At 71.9% G+C, this 23829-nt stretch carries 25 protein-coding genes, 3 tRNA genes and 1 other RNA gene; 9 read left to right on the top strand and 20 right to left on the bottom strand.

Annotated elements, in window-relative coordinates; translation table 11 throughout:
• The first annotated feature begins 76 nt into the window (after window positions 1–76).
• An RNA gene (gene rnpB / locus LUW87_RS00985) (RNase P RNA component class A) lies at window positions 77–458 on the top strand.
• 31 nt (window positions 459–489) lie between these two features.
• Here the strand turns inward: rnpB and LUW87_RS00980 are convergent.
• The 7 genes from LUW87_RS00980 to LUW87_RS00950 form a co-directional block, all read right to left on the bottom strand.
• On the bottom strand, window positions 490–675 hold the full coding sequence (locus tag LUW87_RS00980) for a hypothetical protein (RefSeq protein WP_232669205.1): 186 nt from the start codon (window positions 673–675) through the stop codon (window positions 490–492).
• 210 nt (window positions 676–885) lie between these two features.
• Window positions 886–2253 (bottom strand): ABC transporter substrate-binding protein, encoded by a 1368-nt coding sequence (locus LUW87_RS00975; RefSeq protein ID WP_232669204.1) that lies wholly within the window; start codon window positions 2251–2253, stop codon window positions 886–888.
• A 231-nt stretch (window positions 2254–2484) separates the two neighbouring features.
• A complete protein-coding gene (locus LUW87_RS00970) occupies window positions 2485–4881 on the bottom strand; it encodes a family 78 glycoside hydrolase catalytic domain (RefSeq protein WP_232669203.1) in 2397 nt (798 codons plus the stop codon).
• A gap of 79 nt (window positions 4882–4960) precedes the next feature.
• Window positions 4961–5734 carry a DeoR/GlpR family DNA-binding transcription regulator gene (locus LUW87_RS00965; RefSeq protein WP_232669202.1) on the bottom strand — a complete coding sequence of 258 codons (774 nt, stop codon included), beginning with the start codon at window positions 5732–5734 and terminating at the stop codon, window positions 4961–4963.
• Window positions 5731–6492 carry a class II aldolase/adducin family protein gene (locus LUW87_RS00960; RefSeq protein ID WP_232669201.1) on the bottom strand — a complete coding sequence of 254 codons (762 nt, stop codon included), beginning with the start codon at window positions 6490–6492 and terminating at the stop codon, window positions 5731–5733. The genes LUW87_RS00965 and LUW87_RS00960 overlap by 4 nt, the downstream gene beginning before the upstream one ends.
• Window positions 6476–7855 (bottom strand): FGGY-family carbohydrate kinase, encoded by a 1380-nt coding sequence (locus tag LUW87_RS00955; RefSeq protein WP_232669200.1) that lies wholly within the window; start codon window positions 7853–7855, stop codon window positions 6476–6478. The genes LUW87_RS00960 and LUW87_RS00955 overlap by 17 nt, the downstream gene beginning before the upstream one ends.
• Window positions 7852–8493 (bottom strand): histidine phosphatase family protein, encoded by a 642-nt coding sequence (locus LUW87_RS00950; protein WP_232669199.1) that lies wholly within the window; start codon window positions 8491–8493, stop codon window positions 7852–7854. The genes LUW87_RS00955 and LUW87_RS00950 overlap by 4 nt, the downstream gene beginning before the upstream one ends.
• Before the next feature lie 279 nt (window positions 8494–8772).
• Between LUW87_RS00950 and LUW87_RS00945 the strand changes: the two genes are divergently transcribed.
• Both LUW87_RS00945 and LUW87_RS00940 read left to right on the top strand, forming a co-directional pair.
• Complete coding sequence (locus tag LUW87_RS00945) at window positions 8773–10065, top strand: sugar isomerase (RefSeq protein WP_232669198.1); 1293 nt, start codon at window positions 8773–8775, stop codon at window positions 10063–10065.
• A gap of 35 nt (window positions 10066–10100) precedes the next feature.
• Entirely contained in the window at window positions 10101–11423 is a 1323-nt protein-coding gene (locus LUW87_RS00940; protein ID WP_232669197.1) for a rhamnulokinase, read from the top strand.
• Window positions 11424–11487: 64 nt separating this feature from the next.
• On the opposite strand, the gene LUW87_RS00935 is transcribed toward LUW87_RS00940, so the two are convergent.
• The 6 genes from LUW87_RS00935 to LUW87_RS00910 all read right to left on the bottom strand — a co-directional run bounded on the left by LUW87_RS00935 (window position 11488) and on the right by LUW87_RS00910 (window position 17132).
• Window positions 11488–11682, bottom strand: a complete 195-nt coding sequence (locus LUW87_RS00935; RefSeq protein WP_232669196.1) for a ferredoxin — start codon at window positions 11680–11682, stop codon at window positions 11488–11490.
• Window positions 11682–12914: a cytochrome P450 gene (locus tag LUW87_RS00930; protein WP_232669195.1), complete on the bottom strand. Its 1233-nt coding sequence runs from the start codon at window positions 12912–12914 to the stop codon at window positions 11682–11684. The genes LUW87_RS00935 and LUW87_RS00930 overlap by 1 nt, the downstream gene beginning before the upstream one ends.
• 63 nt (window positions 12915–12977) lie before the next feature.
• Window positions 12978–13559, bottom strand: a complete 582-nt coding sequence (locus LUW87_RS00925) for a histidine phosphatase family protein (protein WP_232669194.1) — start codon at window positions 13557–13559, stop codon at window positions 12978–12980.
• Between the two features lie 34 nt (window positions 13560–13593).
• Window positions 13594–14091 carry a metal-dependent hydrolase gene (locus LUW87_RS00920; RefSeq protein ID WP_232669193.1) on the bottom strand — a complete coding sequence of 166 codons (498 nt, stop codon included), beginning with the start codon at window positions 14089–14091 and terminating at the stop codon, window positions 13594–13596.
• Window positions 14088–14801 (bottom strand): zinc ribbon domain-containing protein, encoded by a 714-nt coding sequence (locus tag LUW87_RS00915; protein ID WP_232669192.1) that lies wholly within the window; start codon window positions 14799–14801, stop codon window positions 14088–14090. The genes LUW87_RS00920 and LUW87_RS00915 overlap by 4 nt, the downstream gene beginning before the upstream one ends.
• Window positions 14802–14870: 69 nt before the next feature.
• Window positions 14871–17132 carry a transglycosylase domain-containing protein gene (locus LUW87_RS00910; RefSeq protein ID WP_232669191.1) on the bottom strand — a complete coding sequence of 754 codons (2262 nt, stop codon included), beginning with the start codon at window positions 17130–17132 and terminating at the stop codon, window positions 14871–14873.
• A gap of 76 nt (window positions 17133–17208) precedes the next feature.
• On the opposite strand from LUW87_RS00910, the gene LUW87_RS00905 reads away from it, so the two are divergent.
• Window positions 17209–18234 (top strand): Gfo/Idh/MocA family protein, encoded by a 1026-nt coding sequence (locus LUW87_RS00905; protein WP_232669190.1) that lies wholly within the window; start codon window positions 17209–17211, stop codon window positions 18232–18234.
• A 10-nt stretch (window positions 18235–18244) separates the two neighbouring features.
• On the opposite strand, the gene LUW87_RS00900 is transcribed toward LUW87_RS00905, so the two are convergent.
• Window positions 18245–18529 (bottom strand): hypothetical protein, encoded by a 285-nt coding sequence (locus LUW87_RS00900; RefSeq protein ID WP_232669189.1) that lies wholly within the window; start codon window positions 18527–18529, stop codon window positions 18245–18247.
• 34 nt (window positions 18530–18563) lie between these two features.
• Between LUW87_RS00900 and upp the strand changes: the two genes are divergently transcribed.
• A complete protein-coding gene (gene upp / locus LUW87_RS00895) occupies window positions 18564–19190 on the top strand; it encodes a uracil phosphoribosyltransferase (protein ID WP_346742388.1) in 627 nt (208 codons plus the stop codon).
• Window positions 19191–19239: 49 nt separating this feature from the next.
• Window positions 19240–19313 (top strand) — tRNA-Val (locus LUW87_RS00890).
• Window positions 19314–19342: 29 nt separating this feature from the next.
• On the opposite strand, the gene LUW87_RS00885 is transcribed toward LUW87_RS00890, so the two are convergent.
• Together LUW87_RS00885 and LUW87_RS00880 are read right to left on the bottom strand one after the other, a co-directional pair.
• Entirely contained in the window at window positions 19343–19876 is a 534-nt protein-coding gene (locus tag LUW87_RS00885) for an NUDIX hydrolase (RefSeq protein WP_232669187.1), read from the bottom strand.
• A gap of 4 nt (window positions 19877–19880) precedes the next feature.
• On the bottom strand, window positions 19881–20627 hold the full coding sequence (locus LUW87_RS00880; protein ID WP_232669186.1) for an inositol monophosphatase family protein: 747 nt from the start codon (window positions 20625–20627) through the stop codon (window positions 19881–19883).
• Between the two features lie 90 nt (window positions 20628–20717).
• Here LUW87_RS00880 and LUW87_RS00875 point away from each other — a divergent pair, with 90 nt between their 5' ends.
• The 3 genes from LUW87_RS00875 (at window position 20718) to LUW87_RS00865 (ending at window position 22301) form a co-directional block, all read left to right on the top strand.
• Entirely contained in the window at window positions 20718–21278 is a 561-nt protein-coding gene (locus tag LUW87_RS00875; protein ID WP_232669185.1) for a hypothetical protein, read from the top strand.
• Window positions 21279–21306: 28 nt separating this feature from the next.
• Window positions 21307–21801 (top strand): hypothetical protein, encoded by a 495-nt coding sequence (locus LUW87_RS00870; protein ID WP_232669184.1) that lies wholly within the window; start codon window positions 21307–21309, stop codon window positions 21799–21801.
• 110 nt (window positions 21802–21911) lie between these two features.
• Window positions 21912–22301, top strand: coding sequence for a hypothetical protein (locus tag LUW87_RS00865; protein WP_232669183.1), 390 nt, complete (start codon window positions 21912–21914; stop codon window positions 22299–22301).
• 52 nt (window positions 22302–22353) lie between these two features.
• Here LUW87_RS00865 and LUW87_RS00860 read toward each other — a convergent pair.
• From LUW87_RS00860 to LUW87_RS00845, 4 genes are all read right to left on the bottom strand, one after another.
• Window positions 22354–22426: transfer RNA gene (locus LUW87_RS00860), tRNA-Ile, on the bottom strand.
• 129 nt (window positions 22427–22555) lie between these two features.
• Window positions 22556–22628: transfer RNA gene (locus tag LUW87_RS00855), tRNA-Asn, on the bottom strand.
• Between the two features lie 9 nt (window positions 22629–22637).
• Window positions 22638–23270 carry a hypothetical protein gene (locus tag LUW87_RS00850; RefSeq protein WP_232669182.1) on the bottom strand — a complete coding sequence of 211 codons (633 nt, stop codon included), beginning with the start codon at window positions 23268–23270 and terminating at the stop codon, window positions 22638–22640.
• 136 nt (window positions 23271–23406) lie between these two features.
• Window positions 23407–23730: a YtxH domain-containing protein gene (locus tag LUW87_RS00845; protein WP_232669181.1), complete on the bottom strand. Its 324-nt coding sequence runs from the start codon at window positions 23728–23730 to the stop codon at window positions 23407–23409.
• Window positions 23731–23829 lie beyond the last annotated feature (99 nt).

Below are 23829 nucleotides of genomic sequence, written 5' to 3'. Positions count from 1 at the left end.
CGGCGCGTTCGGGCCCCGGCGGGCCGGGTCTCCGTGCCCATCCGGGGGCGAGACGCGGCACACTGGAGGGCGATGGTGAGTCGGCCGGGTGACCGCGGTCCGGCGCCGCTGCTCGCAGCGACGACCGGCTCGAGGAAAGTCGGGACTCCGCAGGGCAGGGTGCTGGCGAGATGTCAGTCGGGGCGACCCGCAGGACAGTGCCACAGAGAACAGACCGCCGATGGCCGACCGGGAGACCGGGCGGCACAGGCAAGGGTGAAACGGTGCGGTAAGAGCGCACCAGCGCCCGGGGTGACCCGGGCGGCTCGGTAAACCCCACCCGGAGCAAGGCCGAATGTCGGGTACGGGCGGCCCGTCCGCCCCCTCGGGGGCAACCCGCTGGTAGGCCGCACAGATGGATGGTCACCCAGGCGCCGGGAGGCGCTGGACAGAATCCCGCTTACAGGCCGACTCACCATCGCCAACCAGCGACGTGGCCCTCTCGGTGGGTCAGGCGTCGCCGGGCGACGAGTTCGACGGCCGCCGCGGACTCACCTCCGTGGGGCGGAGCGAGGTCACACCCAGGTCCTCGGACATGGCCGCGAGCGTCCACAGCGAGACCCCTTCGGGATCGGCAGCGGCGACGGCTGCCATGCAACGCTCCCAGAGCGGACGACGTTCGGGCGTGGTCTCCATGGAGCCTCCTGGGCACCTTGTGTGACGCCCGTCACGCTAGAGCCCCCACCCGGCCGCGTCCAGCACCCGGGGCCGCAGCGCAGCGGCGACGGTCGGCCTCCGAGGCGGCGATGCGAGCCACGGGGACGGGGTCCGGACCCCGTGAGAGGGGCCGCGGGTGAGCCCGCGGCCCCTCTCACACGGATCGCTCGAGCGTCCGGCGAGTTGGTGTCACCCGAAGGCGCGTGACACCCGGTCGTCGTCGAGTTGGGCCTGGTCGACGACCGGTCCGGTGATGGTGACGTTGTAGCGAGGGTCGCAGTCGAACTCGCCGAGCGTCTCCGGATAGGCCTGCTCGTAGGTGGTGCCCTCGAGCTTCACGATCATCCCGCACGTGGACGGCAGGTTGGCACCAGGGTCGGTGGTGGCCTGCAGGCCGCCACCGGTCCAGTCATCGACCTCGAGCAGCGTGTCGATGACACAGGCCCTGGTGAGCTCCGACCCGCACGCCTGGGCACCCGTGGCCCACAGCAAGAACGCCGAGATGGCCTGGGCACCGAGCAGGCTCACCCGACTGCCTGCCTCCTCGAGCAGGTCGAGGTACTGCTGGGTCGCCGGGTTGTTCGCCGCCTGCTCGAAGGGCGTGAAGGTCATCCGCACGTAGACGTTGTCGGCGAAGCCGTTCTGGTTCCATGCCGCGAACGACTCTTCGTAGAAGTTGGCGTCCATGCTCCAGACGGGCTCGAAGTCCAGCTGGGCGGCGGCGTCGAGGACGTTCTGGAAGTTCGGTGCCGGTGAACCGGAGAACAGCACGATCTCCGCACCGCAGTCCTTGAGGCGCTGGACGAACGGCCGCCAGTCGGCCTCGCCGGCGATGTTGTAGGTCTGTTCGCAGTCGAGGAACTCCCACCCGGCGGCGGGGAAGGCCAACTGCGCCTTGTCCGTCGTGTCCTTGGTGGCGGCGTAGTTGGCCGTCATCACGGCCGCCTTGGTGATCTTCTCGGGGAAGAGCTCGGCCAGGGCGAAAGCGTTCTGGATGCTCACCACGTCCACCGGGTTGGGGGCCGGCTGGACCATCAGGGGCCCATTGGCGAAGGCCGGACTGACGGACCACGCGGGAACCGAGGCCAAGCCGCAGCCGACGCGCGTCTGCTCCTGGCCGGAATCGAGCGAGAACCCCTGCCCGACCAGCATGAAGACCTGGGCACAGGCCTCGGTCATGACGTTGTTGACCTCGGTGACCTTGGCGTCGTAGTAGCGACCCACGACCTCGCGACCGTTGATGCCTCCCTGCTCGTTGCACCAGTCGATCATGGCGGCGACCGCCGCGGACTGCTCTTGGTTGAGGCCGGGGGCGCCGCTGAAGCCGGCGTCGTCGCCGTAGCCGATGGTGATCGAGGTGTCGGTCACACCCTGGTCGGTGGCCCCGGACGCATCACCGGGACCGCAGGGCGAGGCCAGGTCCCCGAACCCCGTCGTCGGCGCCTCGGGAGCCGAGGTGGTCGTGTCGGTGGCCCCGGGCTCGCCGGGGTCGGCGTCCTCGCGCCCCCCGCCGCACGCGCCTGCGGTGAGGGCGAGCGCGACCGCGAGCGCGAGCACCGCCCGTCGCCTGGGCCGTGCACGACCGTGATCCCCTGCTCTCTCGGTCGCTGTTCGTCGGTGGTGGTCTGTCGTCATCTGTCCCCCTGAGGCATCGTTCGACGATGCCGAAAACTCGGTGTGTGACACGGTCCATCGACCGGAGCTGCCGGTCGGTGGGTCTGCTCGCGCTCGGCGCGGTGACGCTTCCTCCTCCCTGTGCGATCGTGGGCCGGTGGCCCGTGCGGGTCCTCAGGCCCGCACGACGGGCACCGGGCTGTCGACGTGGACGGACCCGTCGGCGTGGGCCTCGACGGTGATCGGCCCGTGCGGTGTCGGCACGACCCCACGAGCCCAGGCGAGGTCGCCCAGACGGGGGGCCACCCGAACGGACGCGTAGCCGGGCTCGGCGGGCGTCACCCCCAGGGTGTGGGTGACGAGGTCCCATGTGGGCGTCGACGACCAGCCGTGGCACCGCGTCCCCCCGGTCCAGCACTCGGGCCAGGTCGTCTCCCCGACGTCGAGGAACACCTTCCAGTCACGGCAGAGATCGGCGATGAGGTCGGCACGTCCCGCTCGGGCGAGTCCCTCGTGCACCACGTAGCGGAAGAACGGCTCGGCCTCGACCATCATCGTCTCGGCATCCCACTCCGGGGGCGGGTAGCCCATCATCAGGTGCACGTAGCCGGTGGACCCACCGGTCGGGGTCACCGGGTCCATCACCCAGGAGTGGCGCAACAGGTGCTCACGGTCGACGAGGCGCTCGACCACGCGCGCCACCCGCTCCGCCGGCACCAGGCCGGCCGCCAGCGCCGCCGCGCCCCCGTGCTGCGCGGCGGGTCGCTGGGGCACGCCGTCGACCACGTGGTCGATGTACACGCCCCTCGCCTCGTCCCAGAACACCTCGAACCCGTCACGCACCCCGGCCCATCGGGACATGGCCCATCGGGCCGACGCCTCGTTGCCGAGGGCACGCGCCATCTCGGCGAAGTCCTCGAGCGCCCGCGCCCACAGCGCGTTGACCGTGGACGAGCAGCCCGACGAGTACACACTGGCCCAGTCGATCAGCACCCAGCCGGTCACGTCGGACAGGAGGCCCGAGTCGTCGAGGTAGCCCTCGAACCACCGGAGCGTGCGCTCCGCGACGGGCAACAGGTCGGCGACGAGCTCGGTGTCGCCGAGGTAGCGGTGGAGGTTGAGCACGGATCGCACCCAGTGAAGGGACCAGTCGGGCACGAACATGCGGTCGTCGGCCGCGAAGTCCGACGCCACGGCCATGGCGAGCATGCCGTCGGAGCGCGACATCGATGCCAGCTGCGGATGCCACGCCGCCATCGACCAGTCCGGGTTGGCGACGAGGTCCACCATCTGGTGCACCACCGAGTCGCCGGTCCACGCCCGCTGTTCGCGGGTGGGGCAGTCCACGTAGGCGTCGAGCGCGCAGAGATCGACGGTACGGAGCCCGACCTCGTAGATGCGGTTGAGCAGCGCATCGGAGCACTCGAAGGACGCCCCCTCGGGGCGGGGCCGGTGGAGGTCGTCCACGGAGAGCCCGATGGCGGGCACCGGCTCGCCGCTCGGGGGGCGGACCGACACGTGCAGGTACCGGGTGCCGATGATGTCGAGGGTGTCGAACACCTCTTCGGAACGGCCTGCCGTGACGTAGCGGAACCCCGCGTGCTGCCCCAACGGGACCAACAGCCCGTCATCGTCGAGGTGCTCAGCGGCGGCGACGTCGACGATCGTCCCCTCGGCCGCGCCGGTGACCACCAGGTGCACGGTGCCGGCGGCGATGTGCCCGAGGTCGAACGAGAGCAGGTCACCGTGGTCGCCGCTGCCGCCCGCCCGGACCCGCGCTTCGTCGTCGAGGACCTGACGGACGGGGTCGAGCACCTCGGTCTCACCGGCGAGGGCCCGTCGGCCCACCAGTTCGGCCGGGTTTCGCCGGCCGACCGGGAAGGATCGCCGCACCGGCGGCCGCAGCATCCCGAACGGCTCGCTCGGAGGTGACGGGTCGCCGTGTGCGCCCGTGTGCATCGGCGTGATCTCCCAGGCCTTGGACCAGTCGGAGTCGTCGAAGGACGGCGACTCCCACCCGTGGGGGTGCTCCCGGGCGTCGAACGACTCGAGCGGCAGGCAGGCGACGTCGCCGGGGACCGGGACGGGGGTCCACGCCTCGCCCCGCCGGCAACGCCACGTGCGATCGCTGACGATCCACTCGTCGCCGAGGAGGGCTTCGAAGAGCAGCGAGCCCGCCCCGAGGGAGTAGCTCGGTGGTACGGGCATCCACCAGGAGGTGGCCTGGCCGAAGTGACGGCCGGTGATGCCGATCACGTTGTCGCCGACGCGCAGCTCGGGGGCCAGGTCGACGGTGTCGTAGCGGGCTTGGCGGGGGTCGGACCGCACCGGCCCTCGCGCCACCTCCTTACCGTTCACCCGCAGGACGTAGCGCCCGTCGACCCAGATCCGGCAGGGCACGGATTCGGGGACGGCGGCGACCTCGACGACGCGTCGGAACAGCACGACCTTGTCGGTGGGGTCGGCCAGGGCGGGTCGCGTCGCGGTCTCCATCGTCAGCGCCGGGGCGCCGTCCCATATCCACTTGGCCCGCCAGCGTCCGGCGAACGGTTCAGGGTGTCGTGGCTGCATCAGGAGCTCTCCTCGAGGGACGGACGGCAGAGGGCGCGGCGGATGGCGGGGTCGCGGCGCCGAGCGCTCGGCGACGTGCTCATCGGACCTCCGTGACGGCGCGTAGCGGGGCCACCCGAGCGCTGTCGGGGCCCAGTTCCGTCACGACGGTGTCGATGTCGCCCCACCGCAGGCTGATGACCGCCGCCGATGCTTCGAGTTTGGACACGTCCGCGCCGAGCACGACCCGGCGCGCCTGCCCGGCGAAGGCCTGGACCATCGCCGCCTCCTCGAGGGTCACCTCGCACGCCCCGTGCACCGGATCGACGGCCGCGGAGGAGACGAAGGCCACGTCGTAGCGATAGGAGCGACCGACGGCGGCGGCGGCCGAGCCGATGAGGCTCCCCGTGCGGGGGTCACGCTCGCCGCCGGTGAGCACCGCACGGACACCCGGACGATCCTGGAGCGACTCGAAGGCCTCCAGGCCGTTGGTCACCACCAACAGGTCGCGAGCGGCCGGCAGGAGGTTGGCCAGGTAGGCCATCGTCGACGACGAGTCGATGGCGATGGCCCCCACCGTGGGCACCATGGCGAGCAGCTTCTCGGCGATGGTGATCTTGGCGCGGGTGTTGCGAGGTGATCGATTCTTGAAGAGCGCCCCACCCACCGCCTGGGCGCCGCCTCGGGTCCGCCGCACCTCCCCGAGCGCCTCGAGCGTCCCGAGGTCGCGCCGGATGGTCATGGCGCTGGCACCGAGGCTGGCGCTGGCGTCGGCGACGGAGACCGATCCGTCGGCGTCGAGTCGGGCGCGGAGCCACGCGAGGCGGGACTCCCGAGCCTGGCCACCGGCCTGGGCCCGGCGCGGCGGGTTCATCGGCCGCCCTCGACCAGTCGACGACGGCGGCGCTGCTCGTCGGTCCGTCCGAGCAGCGCCTCGACCTCGTCCCGCGGCAGCGCTCTGAGCCCCCCGGCGGCGAGGGCGACCGCACGGACGCGGGCCGCCTTCTCGGCCATCGTGGTGATGGCCAGCACCTCTGCGGTGGACTCACCGATCGCCAACAGCCCGTGGTTGCCCAGCACCACCGCCCGCGGCCACTCGTCCCACGCGGCCCGGTACTCGTCCAACGACGCCGCCAACCTCCCGGCCAGCTCCGGGCCCGGGGAGGCGTAGGGCACGACCAGGTAGGCCGGCCCGCACACCACCACCTCGTCAGGGAAGACCGAGCCCTCGAAGGCCACGTCGAACGCGGTGCTGGAGGCCAGCCCCACGATCGTGGTGGGGTGGGTGTGGCCCACGAACCCCGCCCCGGTCCGGTCCAGGACCACCGCGTGCAGCGCCGCTTCGATCGACGGCGCACCACCGTGGGTGCCCGCATCGGTCACGACGGCCCGGGCGAGGACCTCGCGGGTCGCCAGCGTCCCGGGCGCCCTCGCGGCCTGCAGTGCCCCGGCCAGGTCGACGGTCACGAGTTCGGTCGGTGCCAGCGTGGCCAGGTGCGAGCCGCTCGTGGTGACGAGGAAGTCGTCCGCACCCAGCCGTGCCGAGGCGTTCCCCTCGGCCAGGACGGCCAGGTCGCGGGGCACCTCGCCCAGGCGACGACACATCTCGACCAACTCATCGCGGACGTTCACGCAGGCTCCTTCGACGTTCGTGGCATCGTTCTCTGAATCGCTCGTACGCCACCGTCCAGGCGTCGGCCCACCTGGGATCGGGATCGACGCGGGCGCGGTGGCGGACCATCTCGCCGACCGCACCGACCACTCCTCCATGGGCCGAACCCGCCGCGACGATCGCCGCACCGAAGGCAGAGCTCGGCTCGACCGGCAGGTCGAGCGGCAGCTGGAGGACGTCTGCTCGCAGTTGCGTCCACACCTCGGAGCGGACGGCCCCACCGGCGGCGGCGATCGCCGAGGGCGGCGCACAGCCGTCGGCGACCAGTTGCTCGCAGCCCCAGCGCTCCACGAACGCGGCGCCGAGCACCTCGGCCGCGTAGCGGTCGTCCGGGGTGGCGGCCTCGACCCCGAAGGGCTCGAAGCACGGATCGGCGAACGGGAACCGCTCGCCGACGACGACGCTCGGATAGGCAGCCGGGGTGGACGGCGTGATCCTGACGCTCGCCGCCAGGTCGTCGAGCTGCTCCGGGGTGGCCCACGTCGACAGGATCCGGGCGCCGGCGTTGGCCGCGGCACCCGGGAGCCACCAGGACCCCGGTCCCCGATGGCTGTAGACACCGTGGTCCATCGCCGTCACCGGGTGCTCGGCCACCGTCTTCCAGACCATCGTCGAACCGATCACGGTCACCCAGCGACCGGGCCCGGCGCCGCAGGCCAACTGCCCGGCCACGCCATCGGTGAGACCGACCACGATCTCGACGTCGGGATCGAGACCGGTGGCCGTGGCGACGGCAGGATCGATCGAACCGAGTGAGCTGCCCGTCGGGACCACGTCGGGCAGGAGGTCGGCGGCGACGGGCATCAGACCCCACGTCCACGACTCGGGCTCGAACCCGAACTTCAGGGCCTGTGTCTGGTCGATCGGCGCCGATCGACCGAGGAACCGGCCGGCGAGGTACCCGCCCGGGCTGGTGATCTCCCGTGCGACCTCGAGCACCGCTGGAGTCTCCGCCGCCAACCAGGCCAGCTTCGACACCGCCCAACTGGCGTCGGCGCCCGGGGTGGGAACGGCTCTGGGGTCCGAGTACAGGAGGGCGGGTCGGACCGGGGCTCCGTCGCCATCGAGGACGCACACGGTGCCCGAGGTGCAGGCGACGGCCAGGGCACGGACGCGGCGGCGGGCACCACCGAGTGCCTCGAGGGCCTGCACCACCGCGTGCCACCACGTCTCCGGATCCTGTTCCTGGGGACCGGCGCCGGGGACCGGCTCAAGCGGGTGGTGGCCTCGCGCCAACACCCGTCCGGCCACGTCGACCGCCACGGTGCGCACGCCTTGGGTCCCGACGTCGATACCGAGGTAGAGGGGCTCGGCGCTCGTCATGGCTCACCCCCCTCTCCTGCGTCCCGGCCGGTGCCGGGCACCACGCCGTAGGCGACGAGGCGCCATCCGCCAGCGGCGTGCTCCAGCCGGGACCAGGAACCGTTGCCCGGCCGCGCCAGCCGGAGGCGGTAGTGCTCCACCGGGATGCCCAGCAGCGACGCGACCAGGATCCTGATCGTGGTGGCGTGGGTGACGATCACCAGGCGGTCGCCCGGGTACCGGTCGAGGGCGCCGCCCGCTCGATCGGCGATGTCGGCGACCCGGTCGCCCCCGGGGAACCCGGAGACCGCCCCGCTGGCGAAGCGTTCGTGGTCAGAGGGATCCAGCGCGGCGACCTCGTCGCGGGTACGGCCCTCCCACCGACCGAAGTCGACCTCCCGGAAGGCGTCGTCCAGCACCGGGTGGTGCCCACCGGCGGCCTCGACGAGGGTCTCGGCGGCGCGGCGAGCCGGGCTGGTCACGAGCACCTCGGGCGCGAAGGAGGCCAGCACCGGCGCCAGCTGACGCGCCTGGCACCGCCCGCGCCCGTTGAGCGGGGGGTCTCCCCGTCCGAGGAAGCGACCCCGGACGTTGTCCTCGGTCTCTCCGTGGCGGACGAGGAGGACCTGGCGAGAGGAGCTCTCGGCACCGTTGCTCAACCGCCCGGGCTCCCATGGTGAGAGTGTGTGCGAACTTGTTCGATACCTCAGATCCTGTACGGTGACGAGGCATCATGCAAGCCGGAAATCCTTACTTTTACACCCCTTGGACTTCGGATGCGGATGTTCAGACACGTCTGATCACTCACCGATCCTCGGGCGCGAAGACGGCTGGGTGGATAGGGTGGCGTCACGCACGCCGCCGGCGATCGGGTCGACCGCCGGCGACACGGAGAGACCGTCGGTCGGTCCACGACCACCCACGAAAGGTCCGTCGCCATGGCCATCCGGATCGAGACTGCGAGCATCGCCGAGGCTGAGGCGGGGCTGAGAGACCACCACGACGCCGACCTCGACCACGCCAGCGAGGTCGTCGCCCGCTCGGGGGCCTCGGCCCACGACGTGGTCGCCGCCCTCAGGGGCTTCTCGGTCGCGGCACCTTCCTGGGCACTGGGCACGGGGAGCACCCGGTTCGGACGCTTCCCGATCCCAGGTGAGCCACGCACCGTGGAGGAGAAGGTCGACGACGTGGCCGCGCTGCATGCCCTGACCGGCGCCAACGCCAGCATCAGCCTGCACGTCCCGTGGGACCGCCCCGCCGAACCCGTGGCCCTGCGCGAGCACGCAGCCAGCCTCGGACTGCGCTTCGATGCCATGAACTCCAACACCTTCCAGGACAATCCGTCCACCACCCGGGAAGGCGCGATCACCTACAAGTACGGGTCGATGTCGGCCTCGTCGGAGTCGGTGCGGGCCGCTGCCGTCGAGCACAACCTCGAGGTGATCGCCCTCGGCGACGCGCTCGGCTCGACCGGGCTGACCGTGTGGCTGGGTGACGGGACGAACCATCCGGGCCAGGCGGACTTCCGCACCCAGTTCGACCGGGTGGCGACGTGCCTGCGACAGGTCCACGACGCCCTCCCAGAGGAGTGGACCCTGTACACCGAGCACAAGCCGTTCGAGCCGGCCTTCTACTCCTCGGTGAACGCCGACTGGGGCTCGTCGCTCCTGCTGGCCCAAGCGGCCGGCTCCCGAGCCCGATGCCTGGTGGACCTGGGCCACCACCTGCCCAACTGCAACGTGGAACAGGTGGTGAGCCGCCTCGCGATGACCGGCCGGCTCGGAGGGTTCCACTTCAACGACTCCAAGTACGGCGATGACGACCTCACCGTCGGGTCGATCCAGCCGTACCAGCTCTTCCTGATCATGCTCGAGCTCCTCCTCCACGGAGGAGGGTCGCTGCCCGATCTGGCGTACATGATCGACGAGAGCCACAACGTGAAGGACCCGATCGAGGACCTCATCCAGGCGACCGACCAGATCCAGGTGAGCCTGGCCCAGGCCCTCCTGGTCGACCGTGGTGCGCTCACCGAGGCCCAGGACGCCGACGACCCTGTCGCCGCCGCGGAGATCCTGCAGCGGGCCTACCGCACGGATGTCCGCCCGCTCGTCGCCGAGGCCAGACGGCTCGGCGGGGCGGCCATGGACCCGATCCGGACCTTCCGCCGACTGGGCTACCGGCGAGCGGTGGCCCAGGAGCGAGGCTTCAACCGGGTGGCGACCGGGCTGTGACCCGACCCCGGGCTGCGCACCGCAGCTTGGAGACGTTGCTGGTCGCGGCCGTCGACCTCGGGGCTTCCTCCGTCCGTGTCTCGGTGGTGGACCTGAGCCGACGACCTCTCGACGCCATCCTCGTGCACCGACACACCCATGCGCCGATCCGCCACTCGGACGGCTCCCTGCGGTGGGACTGGTCGCGGCTCGTGGAGGAGGTCCGTCTCGGGCTGGCCCGGGCCAGGGAGCACGGCCCCATCACCTCGATCGGCGTCGATGGGTGGGGTCTCGACTACGGCCTGTTGGACCGCCGGGGCGCCCTGGTCGCCCCTCCCCACTCGTACCGGGACGACCGACTCACCGGTTGGGAACAAGTGGCGGAGCGCATCGGGCGGCGCCGGCTCTACGACACCACGGGCATCCAGCTCATGGCCGGCAACACGATCTTCCAGCTCGCGGCCCACGACCGGCGTGAGCTGGCCCAGGCCCGTCACGTCCTGATGCTCCCGGAGCTGCTCCTCCACGAGCTCTGCGGCGTCGTGGTCGCCGAACGCACCACCGCCGGAACCACCGCCCTCGTCGACCACCGCACGGGAACCTGGAGCGATGAGCTGCTCACCGCGATCGACGCCGACCCGGGCTGGTTCCCCGAGATCCATCCCTTCGGCGAGCGCGTCGGGTTCCACGAGGGCGTGCCGGTGCACCTCGTCTCGGGCCACGACACGGCCTGCGCGGTGTTGGCCATGGCCCCGGATCCCTCCCCCGCAGCCGCCTTCCTCTCGGCCGGAACCCTCTTCCTGGTGGGGCGAGAGCAGGCTCAGGTGCGCACCGACGATGCGTGCTTCGAGCGGAACCTCTCCAACGAGCCGGGTGCCATGGGCGGGGTCCGCCTCCTCGGCAACCTCCCCGGCATGTGGCTGCTCGAGGAGTGCCGACGGCGCTGGGATGTGAGCTCGGTGGCTCAGCTGCTCACCGATTTGCCGCCGCGACCGGGCTCACTGCCACTCGTGGACGTCCACGATCCCGCGTTCGTGGCACCGTCCGACATGCCCGCCGAGGTCCGGCGACGGTCGGGGCTGCCCGCCGATGCCGATCCTCGCACCATCGTGTGGTGCATCGTGGAAAGCCTCGCCGAGGCAGTGGCAGCCTCCGTGTCCGTCCTCGACGACCTCGACCCGATCGACGAGCTCCTCGTGATCGGTGGCGCCACCCGGGCCCAGGTGCTCCTCGACCAGCTCGCCGAGCGGACCGGCCTCCCCGTCCGGGCTGGCCCGGCCGAAGCGACCACCCTCGGCAACGCCCTCGCCCAAGGGCGGGCGATCGGCTACTTCGATGACCAGGCCGCCGCCCGGGCCGCCCTTGCCGCGCCGGCCTGACCTCGGTGGAGCCCGCCCGGGGCGGCGTCGTGCTCGAGAGGGTGGGCGGCCGGCGACGCGGCCGCTACTCCACGATGCCGATGGCGAACTCGGGGCAGTTGTCGGCCGCCAGGCGCGCCGCCTGCTCGTGCTCGACCGGCACGTCCCCGTCGACGAGCACGACCGCGTAGCCCTCGTCGTCGGAGTCGAACAGCGCCGGGGCCAACGAGTAGCAGCGGCCGTGGCCCTGGCAGGCGTCGCGGTCGTAGACGATGCGCATCAGACGGGGTCTCCGTGGTCGAGGATCCGGATCGGGAGCTGGCGGGGCCCACGCACCTGACCGGTGGACCAGGTGACCGCGGTCGGGTCGGGATCGGCGAGCTCGAACTCGGGGATGCGGGCCAGCCACTCCTCGAGGGCCACGGTCAGCTCCATGCGGGCCAGGTTGGACCCGAGGCAGCGGTGGATGCCGACCCCGAAGGCCACGTGGCGGTTGCGCTGACGATCGATCACGAACCGGTCGGCGTCCTCGAACACCTCGGGGTCGCGGTTGGCAGCCGGAAAGGGCAACAGGACCCAGTCGCGGGCGCGCACGTGCTCGTCGCCCAGGTCGACCTCCGAGGCGGCGATGCGGGCCATGGTGACCGGGGCGTAGAACCGCAGGAGCTCCTCGACTGCGAAGGGGACGAGCTCGGGCTCGGCCCGGAGGCGAGCACGGTGCTCGGGGTGCTGGGCCAGGTGCCAGAGGCTGGCGCCGATGGCCGACCAGGTGGTGTCGATGCCGGCGATGATGAGCAGGGCGATGGTGCCCCGGATGTGCTCGTTGTCGAGGCGCTGGCCCTCCATCTCGGCCTCGAGCAGGTAGCCGATGAGGTCGTCCTGCGGCGGCGCGGCGCGGCGCGACTCGATGATCTGGTTGAGGTAGTAGTCGAGCGTGTCCTCGTAGCTGAGACCCTCGAGCCCTTCGCCCGGGGTCTCCATGATGCGGTGGATGAACACCCGGAAGCGGTCGCCGTCCTCGCGGGGGACGCCGAGCATCTCGGCGATCACCCGCACGGGGATGTGCTGGGCGTAGTCCGCCGCCGCGTCGACCACTCGGGCGTCGCCGGCCAGTACGTCGTCGACGAGCTCACGGCAGGCCTCGCGGGTGGCCCCCTCCCAGCGGGCGATGGCCTTGGGTGCGAAGGCGGGCAGCAGTAACCGGCGCGCCTCGGCGTGGAACGGTGGATCGGAGGTGATGGGCGGCGCGTAGCCCCTCGGCGCGATGCCTTCGGGCTTGAAGGGGCTGGCGATCACCCCCTCGGAGCTGTAGTGGTCGGTGTCGCGGGCGACGGCCTCCACGTCGGCGTGGCGGGTGGGCAGCCAGATGCCGCCGAAGCGATCGGAGTGCGCCACCGGACAGCGCTCGCGCAGGTCGTCCCAGATCTCGGGGGCGTGGGCGGCGTACTCCGGGTGGGTGTGGTCGAAGTCGGTGGCCCAATCGGCAACGGGAGCCTTGTCGGTGGTCGTCATGCCTTCCCCCTCGCGCATCTGCTCGACGGCGTTCAGGTGCCCACCGTACCGCTGACGGCCTCGTCAGTGGCGGGCGAGATGGGCGATCTCGTTGAAGGTGTGCAGCACGGCCCCCCGGTCGGTGACCTGGAGGCGGGTGATCGAGGCCGGCGCCACCCACAGCTTCCAGGTCGTGAGGTCGTCCGTTCCGAGGGCCCAGGTGACGGCGGCCTTCACCGGCGACACGTGGGTGACGACCACGGTGGTCCCCGTCCCGGGACCGCTGGCCTCGGCGAGGTCGTCGAGCGCGGCCCGCACCCGCACCCCGAGTGCGGCGAGGCTCTCCCCTCCCGGCGGGGCGAACTCCGCGTCTCGGCGCCAGCGCTGCCACAGCTCGGAGGGGACCTCGGCGAGGGGGGTGCCGTCGAGCGACCCGTAGTCGAGCTCGATCCAGCGCTCGTCGACCTCGACCGGCAGACCGAACGCCTCTGCCGTCTGACGGGTGCGCAGCAGGGGGCTGGACACCACCCGGTCCACCGGCCCCACGGCCTCGGCCAGCGCGGCGGCCTGGCGCTCGCCGGTGGCGTCGAGCGGCGGATCGAGGCGGCCGAGCAGGCGGCCCGATGCGTTGTGGGCGGTGCGGCCGTGGCGCACGACGACGATCATCGAGGTCCTCTCCGGTGGCGGCGACGCCTCTGCCTCAGCACGTCGGGGGTCGCTCGACCACCCGGTCGAGGTGCCCGGTGCGCCAGAAGAGGTCCCGGGTGGCGCGCTGGTCGAAGCCGAAGGAGCGCCACGCCCACGCCAGGCAGGCCACGCCCACGAGCTCGAGCAGGACGATGACGGCCACCGGACGGTCGAGCTCGGGCAGGCCTCCGTCGCCGAACGAGGTACCGAGGAAGGGCCACCAGAAGACCTCGGCCCGGGCCCAGATGCCGTCGAGGGCGATGTGCATCAACAGACCGATCGGCAGCCCGATCCACCGACGCCGGACGAGGCGCCGCTTCTGGGTGGCCAACATGACGATGGCCAGCAACGCCACCGCGGCGAGCAAGGTGTGCAGGAGTCGGGGGCCGCCGAGCACCACCTCGCCGACGGGCAGGACGGATCCGAGCATGACGAGGCGGTAGTCGAGCGCCGGGCTCTTGAAGACCCACCAGACGAAGACGAAGCTGACCCCGGCGAACCAGAGGATCATCGCACCAGGATCCGCTGGCACTCCGGGCAGCGCACGATGGCATCGGGCGGCTCGTGGCGGAGCCGATCGACCTCCGTGGCCGAGAGGGAGAGGTGGCAGCCCTGGCAGGTGGGCCCTTGCAGGCGAGCCACCGCAACGCCGTCGAACTGGGGCCGCAGCTCCTCGTAGGTGGTGAGGAGGTCGGCGGGCACACCGGAGGTCAGCTCGGCTCGCCGGGTGACGGCGTCGTCCAGTTCGGCGCTGATCGAGGCCTCGGCCTCGGCCAGCGCGGCCTCGGCGGCGGCGATGTCGACATCGAGAGCGGCCACGGCGACATCGTTGCGCGCCAGCTCCTCGTCGAGCGGCTCGATGGCCTCCATGAGCTCGAGCACCTGGTCCTCGAGCTCGCCCTGACGCCGCTTGAGCGACTCCATCTCGGCCTGGAGGGCCTGTGCTTCCTTGGGGGAGGTGACCCCGCCGCCGTAGAGCTGACGGTCGACCGTGGCGACCTTGTCCTCGACACCGGCGACCTCGTCCTCGAGCCGCTTCTGCTCCCGGCCGAGCTCGTCGCGCTGGGCCCGCGTGTCGACGACGCCCTCGATCACGGAGCGGCGCTCGATGCCCAGGTGTTCGAGCGTGGCTCGCTCCGGCAGGGTCCGCTGGCGATGGCGGAGCTGATCGATGCCGGTGTCGCAGCCCTGCAGGTCGAGCAGCGCGGTCAGAGAGGTCATGGCGACAGCTTCACCCAGAGCGCCCGGCCGAGGCGACTCCCGGCGCGCCATCCATGGCCCGCGAGGCGCTCACCCGGGGGCCGGTGCCGGCGGCGGCGTGGGGACAGGGGTCTGCGGCGCAGGCGGCGGGGCGGGCGCGGGTGGCGCCGGGGCGCCGCCGTCCTCGGCGGGCGGGTCGTCGCCACCGCCGTCGGGGGCCTCCTGCGACTCGGCTCGGCGGGGAGGTGAGGGCGGTCGGACTGGCCCGTCGTACCCCTTCAGCGGGCCGGCGACGACCCCGACGCCGGTGGGGTCGTACCCGCCGTTGAGCGAGCCGTACGGGTCGTTCTTGCCCTGCAGCGGACGGCCGCTGCGGCTCGGAGGCTCGCAGCCCGGGAAGCCGCGCTCCTCCTTGTCGTTGTGGTAGAGCTCGTTGAAGCGCTGCCAGATGGCGGCCGGGAAGGTGCTACCCCAGGCCTGCCGGCCGGGGAGCTGCGACAGGTAGGTCGAGCCCGAGATGGGTTCGCCCTCCCCGTCGACCCGGGCCGCGCCCTGCTCGGGGTGCCCCACCCACACCGCGGTGGAGAGGTACGGGGTGAAGCCGATGAACCACACGTCGCTCGGGCCCGTGGTGGTGCCGGTCTTGCCGGCCGCGGGCTGACCGGGCAGCGCCGCGTTGCGACCCGTGCCCCCGGTGACGTTGGCGGCCAGGATCTCGCTGGCCAGGCAGGCGGTGCGGGGGCTGAGGACGCGACGGCTCACGCCCTCGTGCTCCCACAGCACGTTGCCGGACCTGTCCTCGATGCGCTCGATGAAGTACGGCGGGTTCTGGACGCCGCCGTTGGGGATGGCGCTGTAGGCGCTGGCCATCTGCAACGGGGTCTGGTCGGAGACGCCGAGGGGGAGCGAGGGGATGCCGGCGGCGTTGGACGGAAGGTTGTCGAGGCCCATCCGGGTGGCCAGGTTGACCACGTTCTGGGGACCGAGCACCTGGTTGAGCCGGACGAAGGCGCCGTTGGAGGAGGCCGAGGTGATGGAGTTCAGCGTGCCGCCCCGGCCCTCGACCTCGTAGTCCTCGAAGGTGCCCGGATCGACCATCGACACCGTGCCTCTGACCGTGTCGAAGGGCAGGGCGCCCTGCTCGAGGGCTTCGAGCAGGACGAAGGTCTTGAAGGTGGAGCCGGTCTGGCGGCCCGGGGTGGTGGTGGCGATGTCGTACTTGTTCTCGCCGATCTCTTCACCGAAGGGAGGGCCCCCCACCAGGGCCCGCACCGCACCGGTGGCCGGCTCGAGGGCCACGAAGGCCGAGGTGACACCGACGTCGTTCGGCGGGGTCTCCTCGGCGTGGGCCACCTGGGCGGCGAACTGGGCCACGATGTCGACGGTGGTGTGCACCCGCAGGCCACCACCGAACACGGCGGCGAAGCGCTCTTCGTCGGTGTCCCCCAGTGCCCCGGAGAACTTCGGATCGTCGAGGAGCTGGTTCTTCACGTACTCGACGAAGTAGTTGTCGGCCGGTGGTGTGTCGACCTCACCGCACCACTCGGGGCGCTCGCCCACCCCGCCGGTGCACCGGGCGGTGGGCAGGGGCACCAGCCCCAGCAGGGTGGCCTCGTCGCGGGTGATCACGTCGAGCGAGACGAGCCGCTCGAGCGCGATCTGACGTTGCTGCCGGGCCCGCTCGGGCGCCACCGTCGGGTCGTACGCCGACGGGTTGGAGATCAGCGCGGCCAGCATGGCCCCTTCGGCCCAGCCCAGGTCCTCGACGTTCTTGCCCCAGTAGGTCTCGGCCGCCGCCTGCACGCCGTAGGCGCCCGACCCGAAGTACACGGTGTTGAGGTAGGTCTCGAGGATCTCGTCCTTCGACATCTGCTCCTCGAGGCGCAGGGCGAGGACGGCCTCTTCGATCTTGCGCTCGAAGGTGCGCTCGTCGCTGAGCAGCGCGTTCTTCACCAGCTGCTGGGTGATCGTGGACCCACCCTGGGCGACCCCGCCGGCCGAGACGTTCTCCACCAGGGCTCGGGCGATGGAGCGCACGTTGATGCCGTTGTGCTCGAAGAACTCGGCGTCCTCGACCGCCAGGATGGACTCGAGCACCGGCTCGGGCACCCGATCGAGCGGAACCGGTGACCGGTTCTCCTCGCCGTGCAGGGTGGCGATGGGGGTGCCGTCCATGGCGAAGACCTGGCTGCGCACGGCGTAGTCGCCGAAGGCGTTCAGATCGATCGGCTCGGGCTCACCCGATCCCGCCGACGCCACCATCGCCAGCTGGGGCCCGACGGCCACCACGGCTCCCGCCAGGAGCCCACCCGCCGCGAAGACGGTGACGACGAAGACGATCAGCTTCTTCACCGATCCGAGCCTACCCGGGGGTCCGCGGGACCAGTCGTCGCCTGGGGTGTGCCGGGTGGGACCGTAGGGTGAGGCCATGGCTCGCCGTCGCCCCACCCTCGCCTTGGCCGGCGCGGGGATGATCAGCGTGGTCCACGCCATGTCCGCCTCGCTGGCCGGCTTCGACATCGTCGCCGTGGCCTCCCGTTCCGAGGAACGGGCCCGAGAGCGGGCCGACCAGGTCGGCGCCCGAGCGTGCCGCTACCAGGACTTGCCCGCAGGCGCCGACGCCGTGGTCGTGGCCACGCCGCCCTCCTGTCACGTCGACGATGCCATCGCCGCCATGGAGGCGGGGGCGGGTGTGCTGGTCGAGAAGCCCTTGGCCACGACCCTCGCCGACGCCGATCGGGTCGTCGAGGTGGCCGAGCGCACCGGGCGACCCTTCGTCTACGCCGAGAACCTGGTGTTCGCCCCCGTCGTGCAGCAGGCCGCGGCGCTGGCTCGCACCCTCGGCCCCCTCCACCACCTGAGCGTCCGGGCCCTGCAGCCCCGGCCCGACTGGGGCGGCTTCCTCGATCCGTCCTGGGGCGGGGGCGTGCTCTTCGACCTGGGCGTCCATCCGCTCGCCGTCGCCCTCCTGATCGCCGGCGAGGACCCCGCCGTGGCCGTGAACGCCCGCCTCGAACGCGGCGAGGGCATCGACGTCGACGACCACGCGGTGGTGGAGGTGCACCTGGCGTCCTCGCTGCCCATCACCGTGGAGGCCAGCTGGCGACACCCGACGACCGTCTGGGACCTGCAGGCGGCCGCCGACACGGGGGTCGTGCGCGCCGAGCTGCAGCCCGGCCTGCTGCTGGAGCACAACGGCGACCCGGTTCCCACCGCGGCCACCGCAGAAGGGGCCGATCCGCGCCTCGAGGGGCTGGGCTACGTCGCCCAGCTCGGCGTCCTCTCCGAGGCGCTGCGGGGCGGTCCGTCGGTGTTCGGAGCCCGCTTCGGACGACAGGTGCTCGACATCGTGATGGCCGCCCACCAGTCGGCCAACCAGGGCGGCGCCACGGTCGCGCTGCCCTTCGCCGGGCCGCGAGACCAGACCCCGTGGCAGCTGTGGACGGCCTCGTGAACCGCCCCGATCAGCGCTCGACAGGCTTCTCGGTCGCATCCGCGATCTGACGCAACAGCTCGGCGAGCGCGTTCACCGTCAGCTGGGGTTCGCCGCCCTCCTCGGAGATCCGGCGCAGCACGGGGCGCACCTCTTCGGACATGAAGGCCCCGAAGAGCTCGATCAGCCGGGTCGCCAGGACCTGCCCCTCCGCGCTGTCGTTGAGCACCGCCCGCTCGATCAGCTGCTCGTCGCCATCGTCGTGCGCCATCACTGCCTCCAGATCGTCCAGCGTTGGGTGCAGGTTGGCACGCACGGTCGCTGGGCAGGCAGATGCCACGATGTCCCCCGTGGACGTCACCGTGATCGATCACCCCCTGGCCGGGGTTCACCTGGCCACGCTGCGCTCGGGCGAGACGTCGAACGCCGCCTTCCGCCAGGCCCTCCACCAGCTCGGCGTCATCCTGTTGCACGAGGCCACCCGCGACCTGCCCACGGAGCCCGCCGAAGTCGTCACGCCCCTGGGCGTCGCCCCGAGCGTCCGCCTGGCCGCGGCGCCCGTGTTCGTGCCGGTCCTGCGCGCCGGGACCGGGCTGCTGGGCCCCGCGCTCGATCTCGTGCCCGACGCCGACGTGGGTTTCGTGGGCCTCGCTCGCGACGAGACCACCTTCGAGCCCCACCCCTACCTGGCCAAGCTCCCCGATCGACTCGACCAGCGGCGCGTGATCGTGCTCGATCCGATGCTGGCCACCGGCGGGACGCTCGCCTACACGTGTCGGATGCTGCTCGCCCGGGGTGCCGCCGAACCGGTGGTGGCCGTGTGCGTGGTCGCGGCACCCGAGGGCCTCGCCCTGCTCGAGGAGACCGGCCTGGCCATCCGGGTGATCACCGCCGCTGTCGACGACTGCCTGGACGAGAGGGCCTACATCGTGCCCGGTCTCGGCGACGCGGGGGACCGCCAGTTCGGACTGTGGTGATGAGGGCCGTGGCGTTCGGGAGCGCCCGAGGTGCGAGACTGGATTCCCCGGTCCGGTAGCTCAGTTGGTCAGAGCAGTGCCCTTACAAGGCAAAGGTCGCCCGTTCGAGTCGGGCTCGGACCACTCGAGGCGAACCCGTCTCCCGGCGAGCGTCACGGACGCTCGCCGCGCTCGTCGGCGGGACGGGGCGCGGCCAGGCCCAGGTTGGCCACCCGAGCCAGGGCGACCAGGGCCTCGGCGGCCTCTTCCTGGAGCTCGGGCAGCTCATCGCGGGCGAACCATCGGGCCTCGTCGATCTCCGAGGAGTGGGCTCGAACCGCATCGGGGTCGGCACCCGGGGCCGGACGGGCACGGAACACCACGTCCACGCGTCGCCACTCGGGGGCGACCACGACCGCGGGTTCGCCGACGAGATCCACGTCGAGGCCGACCTCCTCGCGCACCTCGCGCCGAGCACCGTCGAGGGGATGCTCCCCCCGCTTCAGGAAACCCCCGGGAAGCCCCCAGCGGGGCCGATAGGCGTGGCGCACGAGCAGCACGTGCCCGTCGGCGCGCTCGATGACGCACAACCCGCCCACCGTGTACGAGGGCGCCACCCGCCGTACCAGCCAGCGGCGGACGATCGCCGGCAGGTGCCGATAGCCGCCGAGGACCCGGCGTTCGAGTCGGGCGCGGGTGGGGGACACGCCGTCAGCCTACGGAGCGCCGGGCCGTGACCAGTTGATCCAACAGCGCCGGGCTCGCCGCGGCCAGGGGCGTGAGGCGGGCGGCGTGGTCCAGGCTGACGAGATCGCGCCCGTCCGCGTCGACCACGACGGCGCCGGCTTCCTGGCAGACCAGCATGCCCCCGAGGTAGTCCCACGAGCCGTGCGCGTTGTGGCTGCAGTCGATGTAGCCATCCGCGGTGCCCATGGCCACCGCGCACAGGTCGAGGGCACAGGCGCCGAGCGCTCGGAACTGCTTCCACCCGAGCCACCGGCCGGGGAAACCCGACAGCAGCACCACCGAGCGGGACAGGTCCTCGGCCCCGCTCGGCACGATGGGCACCCCGTTGCGGGTGGCACCGCCACCCCGGCGGGCCTGGAAGCGGTCACCCGTGGCCAGGTTGACCACGAGAGCGGCACGGGGCCCGTCGGCGTCGACGGCGCAGAGGCTGGTGGCGTACCAGGGGATGCCCCGACTGGCGTTGGTGGAGCCGTCGAGGGGGTCGAGCACGACGGTGAGCGAGGCATCGGGGCGGTGCCGACCGGACTCCTCGGACAGCACGCCGACCCCGGCCTGCTCGAGCACCTCGAGGGCGGCGGCGTCGGCGGCGAGGTCCGAGTGGTACTGGCCCGCCCTGGTGCCGGCCAGGCCCCAGTCGTCGAGATCGCCCAGGGCCAGGCGGATGGCCTCGGCGGTCTCGTCGAGGACCTCGAGCAGCGACTGGTCGTCCACGCAGGCGACGGTAGCCGTGGAGCAGGGGCCCGTGGCAGGCTGGATCCCCTCCCCTCCCTCCCGCGACCCAGCAGAGGAGCCAACAGCGCCTTGGCCATCATCGACGTCCCCGGCTTCGTGGCCGACCTCAAGGACCACGCCGTGGACCACGCCTTCCACGTGCACGACGAACGCCACTTCGTCGAGACCTACTCGCTGCGTCAGGCGTGGGAGGTCGACCTGCACCCGGAGGAGGCCTGCGGTGGCCCCCTCGACCTGCATCTCTCGCTCGAGGTCGATCCACGGGTGATGTTGGCGTTCGAGGACCGCATGCTCGAGCTCCCCGAGACCAGCGAACCCATCGAGGGCTTCCACTTCCCGCTCGTCTTCACGTGGGTGCTCCCGCCCCTCCCCCAAGGTCCGGACCTGTTGGTGCTGGCCACCGACCTCGCCGGCCTCGGCGGACCCGACCTGCCCCTCGAGGTCTCTGCCATCGACTCCTTCGCCAGCGTGACCGACGCCGCCGAACGCAGCCTCACGATCGTCGCCCGGGTCGAGGTCGCCCTCGACCGCATCTACCTCGGCCAGGAGCAGCTCTGCGAGGTGCTCGACACGTGCCACGAGGTGAGCACCTACCTCCTCGACCGGGCGCCTCGATGGCTCGGCGACTGAGCCCCCTCGCCCGAGCCAGGGCCGACGGGTGAGCCGCACGACGGAGGTCCTGCGCTTCCGCCCGACCGACACGGCCGATCTGCTCGCCGTCATGGAGGAGCTGGCGACGGATCGCAGCGGCTGGGTCAACCTGCAGGCAGTGGTCGGCGATGATGAGGCCCCGGCTCCCGACGCCCCACCCGGTCGGGCCGGCGTGTTCGCCTGGCTGTCGTCGAGCGGGCCGGCGGTGCCGGTGGCCTCGTGGGTGCCGGGCCCGACGACGCGCAAGGGCGGCCACGAGCCCGACTCCCTCGGCCTCCAGCACGCGGCCGGCCCGCGCGCGGCCGGGACCCTGGCCGAGGCCGGCCTCCCCGTCCCGCCGACCTGGCGCCGGGTCGCCGACCACCCGCGCCGGGGTCTGGTGATGGAACTGCCCGACGGCGTGGCCCCGACCACGGTGCTCGAGTGGGCCTTCCCCGCCATGAACATCCTGGCCGGCGCTCCCCTGCCCGACACCTGGGTCGCCATCGTCCACCGCCGCTGAGGGACGACGTCCTCGACCGCCGCGCTGATCCGGTACGACGACAGGACACCACGACCGCCGGGTAGAACTCCGCGGTGCGACGACGACTGCGACCACGACGAGCGGTGCCCATGATCATCGTCACCCTGATGGCGCTGGGGTGTTCGAGCGGCGACGACGCCGAGCGGACGACGATGCTGTCCCCTGCCGAGCAGGTCCACCCCGACGTGATCGAGGCCGAGGTCACGGCCGCTGGTGACCGCTTCAGCGTGGCGGCCACCATCTCGTCGCCCTACGACAGCGAGGAGCGCTACGCCGACGCTTTTCGGGTGCTGAGCCCCGACGACGAGGAGCTGGGGGTGCGCGAGCTCACCCACCACCACGCCGACGAGCAGCCCTTCACCCGCAGCCTCAGCGGGTTGGAGATCCCCGACGGGGTGGCCTCGGTGACGGTGCAGGCGCGAGATCTGGTCAACGGGTGGGGTGGCGAGACGGTCACGGTCGCCGTCCCCGGTCGCTGAGCCCAGGGACCTGCGGGACTCACGGAGCGGAGCGAGCGACGCGTCCTGGCGGTGGGGCGGGTGGGGATCGAACCCACGACCAAGGGATTATGAGTCCCGCGCTCTGACCACTGAGCTACCGCCCCGGAGACGGCACACACTAGGGACTCGGCGCGGAACCGACGGTCGCGCACACGTGGCACCCGACGACTGCCGGGCCGCTCGACCCCGGACGCGACGATGCCCCGAGGCCGCTGGCCACGGGGCATCTGGTGCTCCGGGGGTGGGGCTCGAACCCACGACAATTCGGTTAACAGCCGAGCGCTCTGCCAACTGAGCTACCCCGGAAGGGAGCCTTCACGATAGCAGTGCCTCGACCAGGCCCATCACGGCCCGGTGTGTCCTCGAGCAGGAGTAGACGATCGCTGGGCACCCCATGGGGTGCTTCGACCGGCGGATGGAGGGATCGGGAACCGCCCGATACGGCTTTGTGAACTGGCTGGCCGGGATCGAGGTCAGCGACGACCAGAAGGTGATGGCCTCTTCGAGGTCGAGTCCTCGATGCAGATAGAGGCTCACGCGGAGGCGGGACTCGTCGACCTCGAAGAAGGTCCGCAGCCACTGGCAGAAGATGCCGATCATCCGGGGATCGCTGTTGGCCAACTTCACGGCGCCGTCGGTCTTGGCGCCCTCCCCCGCGTAGAGCGCGGCACCGGCGATCAGGAGGTCGCGCTCGCTCAGGGTGCCGATGCGGCGGCGGCCCTCGTCCGACAACTCCTCGATCTCGGCGGCCTTGCGTCGTTGCAGGGCGTTCGGTCCCCGCTTGCGGGCCGTTGATCGGGGCTTCGGTACGAACTCGACGTCGCGCACCCACACCGACACGGAGCCCTTGCCCACCCCGAGCTCATCGGCGATCTCCTGCAGCGTCCACGCCTGGGCCCGCAGCTCGCGGGCACGCTCCCGTTCGACGACCTTGCCTCGATACCCCATCAGCCGAGTCTGGCGAGGGGGTGGGACATCCACCGTCTGCGGCTGCGGAGAGCCCGGAATCGGGGCTCTGGTCGCCGGTGGGCCCGGTCGGCAGGAGAGATCGGCCCAGTTCACCGACCCGGGGCCGGCCCCCGGATCAGGTCGGTCCGGCTTGGGGCTCGCGACCGAAGACGTCCTCGCGGATCTCCTCCTCGGTCGGGCGGTAGTCGGGGTTGAACTCGAGGCCCGGCTCCCAGCTGGGCTCGTCACCACCGTTGAAGGCCCCCGAGGCCTTGTCGCGAGCCAGACCCTTGACCTGGTCGAGGCCCTCGCCCACCTTCTCGGTGGCCACCTGGTACTTCGGGTGCGACCGCACCTTCTCCAGCTGGCGATCGATCTGCTCGTAGCGATCGCGGCCGGCCTTGGCCCCGAAGTAATAGCCGACGGCCGCCCCGACGATGAATCCGGTCTTGAAGCTCATGACGCAGGTCTACCCGCTCGCGACGACTTGTGTGCGCGGATACCGGGACGACCTGGACGAGCCCGGAACCAAGCCGCACCAGCCCGGCGTGGGACGCAG

Origin of the sequence: Rhabdothermincola salaria (assembly GCF_021246445.1) — a bacterium.
Classification (GTDB): Bacteria; Actinomycetota; Acidimicrobiia; order Acidimicrobiales; family Acidimicrobilacustridaceae; genus Rhabdothermincola_A; species Rhabdothermincola_A salaria.
The sequence above is the reverse complement of the archived record's forward strand: the minus strand, read 5'-3'. Positions and strand labels throughout refer to the sequence as shown.

Bases quoted from the DNA above. Each gene is read 5' to 3' on its own strand.
- LUW87_RS00980 (WP_232669205.1), bottom strand. From the start codon at position 675: ATGGAGACCACGCCCGAACGTCGTCCGCTCTGGGAGCGTTGCATGGCA.
- LUW87_RS00970 (WP_232669203.1), bottom strand. From the start codon at position 4,881: ATGCAGCCACGACACCCTGAACCGTTCGCCGGACGCTGGCGGGCCAAG.
- LUW87_RS00965 (WP_232669202.1), bottom strand. From the start codon at position 5,734: ATGAACCCGCCGCGCCGGGCCCAGGCCGGTGGCCAGGCTCGGGAGTCC.
- LUW87_RS00955 (WP_232669200.1), bottom strand. From the start codon at position 7,855: ATGACGAGCGCCGAGCCCCTCTACCTCGGTATCGACGTCGGGACCCAA.
- LUW87_RS00945 (WP_232669198.1), top strand. From the start codon at position 8,773: ATGGCCATCCGGATCGAGACTGCGAGCATCGCCGAGGCTGAGGCGGGG.
- LUW87_RS00935 (WP_232669196.1), bottom strand. From the start codon at position 11,682: ATGCGCATCGTCTACGACCGCGACGCCTGCCAGGGCCACGGCCGCTGC.
- LUW87_RS00930 (WP_232669195.1), bottom strand. From the start codon at position 12,914: ATGACGACCACCGACAAGGCTCCCGTTGCCGATTGGGCCACCGACTTC.
- LUW87_RS00925 (WP_232669194.1), bottom strand. From the start codon at position 13,559: ATGATCGTCGTCGTGCGCCACGGCCGCACCGCCCACAACGCATCGGGC.
- LUW87_RS00920 (WP_232669193.1), bottom strand. From the start codon at position 14,091: ATGATCCTCTGGTTCGCCGGGGTCAGCTTCGTCTTCGTCTGGTGGGTC.
- LUW87_RS00915 (WP_232669192.1), bottom strand. From the start codon at position 14,801: ATGACCTCTCTGACCGCGCTGCTCGACCTGCAGGGCTGCGACACCGGC.
- LUW87_RS00905 (WP_232669190.1), top strand. From the start codon at position 17,209: ATGGCTCGCCGTCGCCCCACCCTCGCCTTGGCCGGCGCGGGGATGATC.
- LUW87_RS00865 (WP_232669183.1), top strand. From the start codon at position 21,912: ATGATCATCGTCACCCTGATGGCGCTGGGGTGTTCGAGCGGCGACGAC.
- LUW87_RS00850 (WP_232669182.1), bottom strand. From the start codon at position 23,270: ATGGGGTATCGAGGCAAGGTCGTCGAACGGGAGCGTGCCCGCGAGCTG.
- LUW87_RS00845 (WP_232669181.1), bottom strand. From the start codon at position 23,730: ATGAGCTTCAAGACCGGATTCATCGTCGGGGCGGCCGTCGGCTATTAC.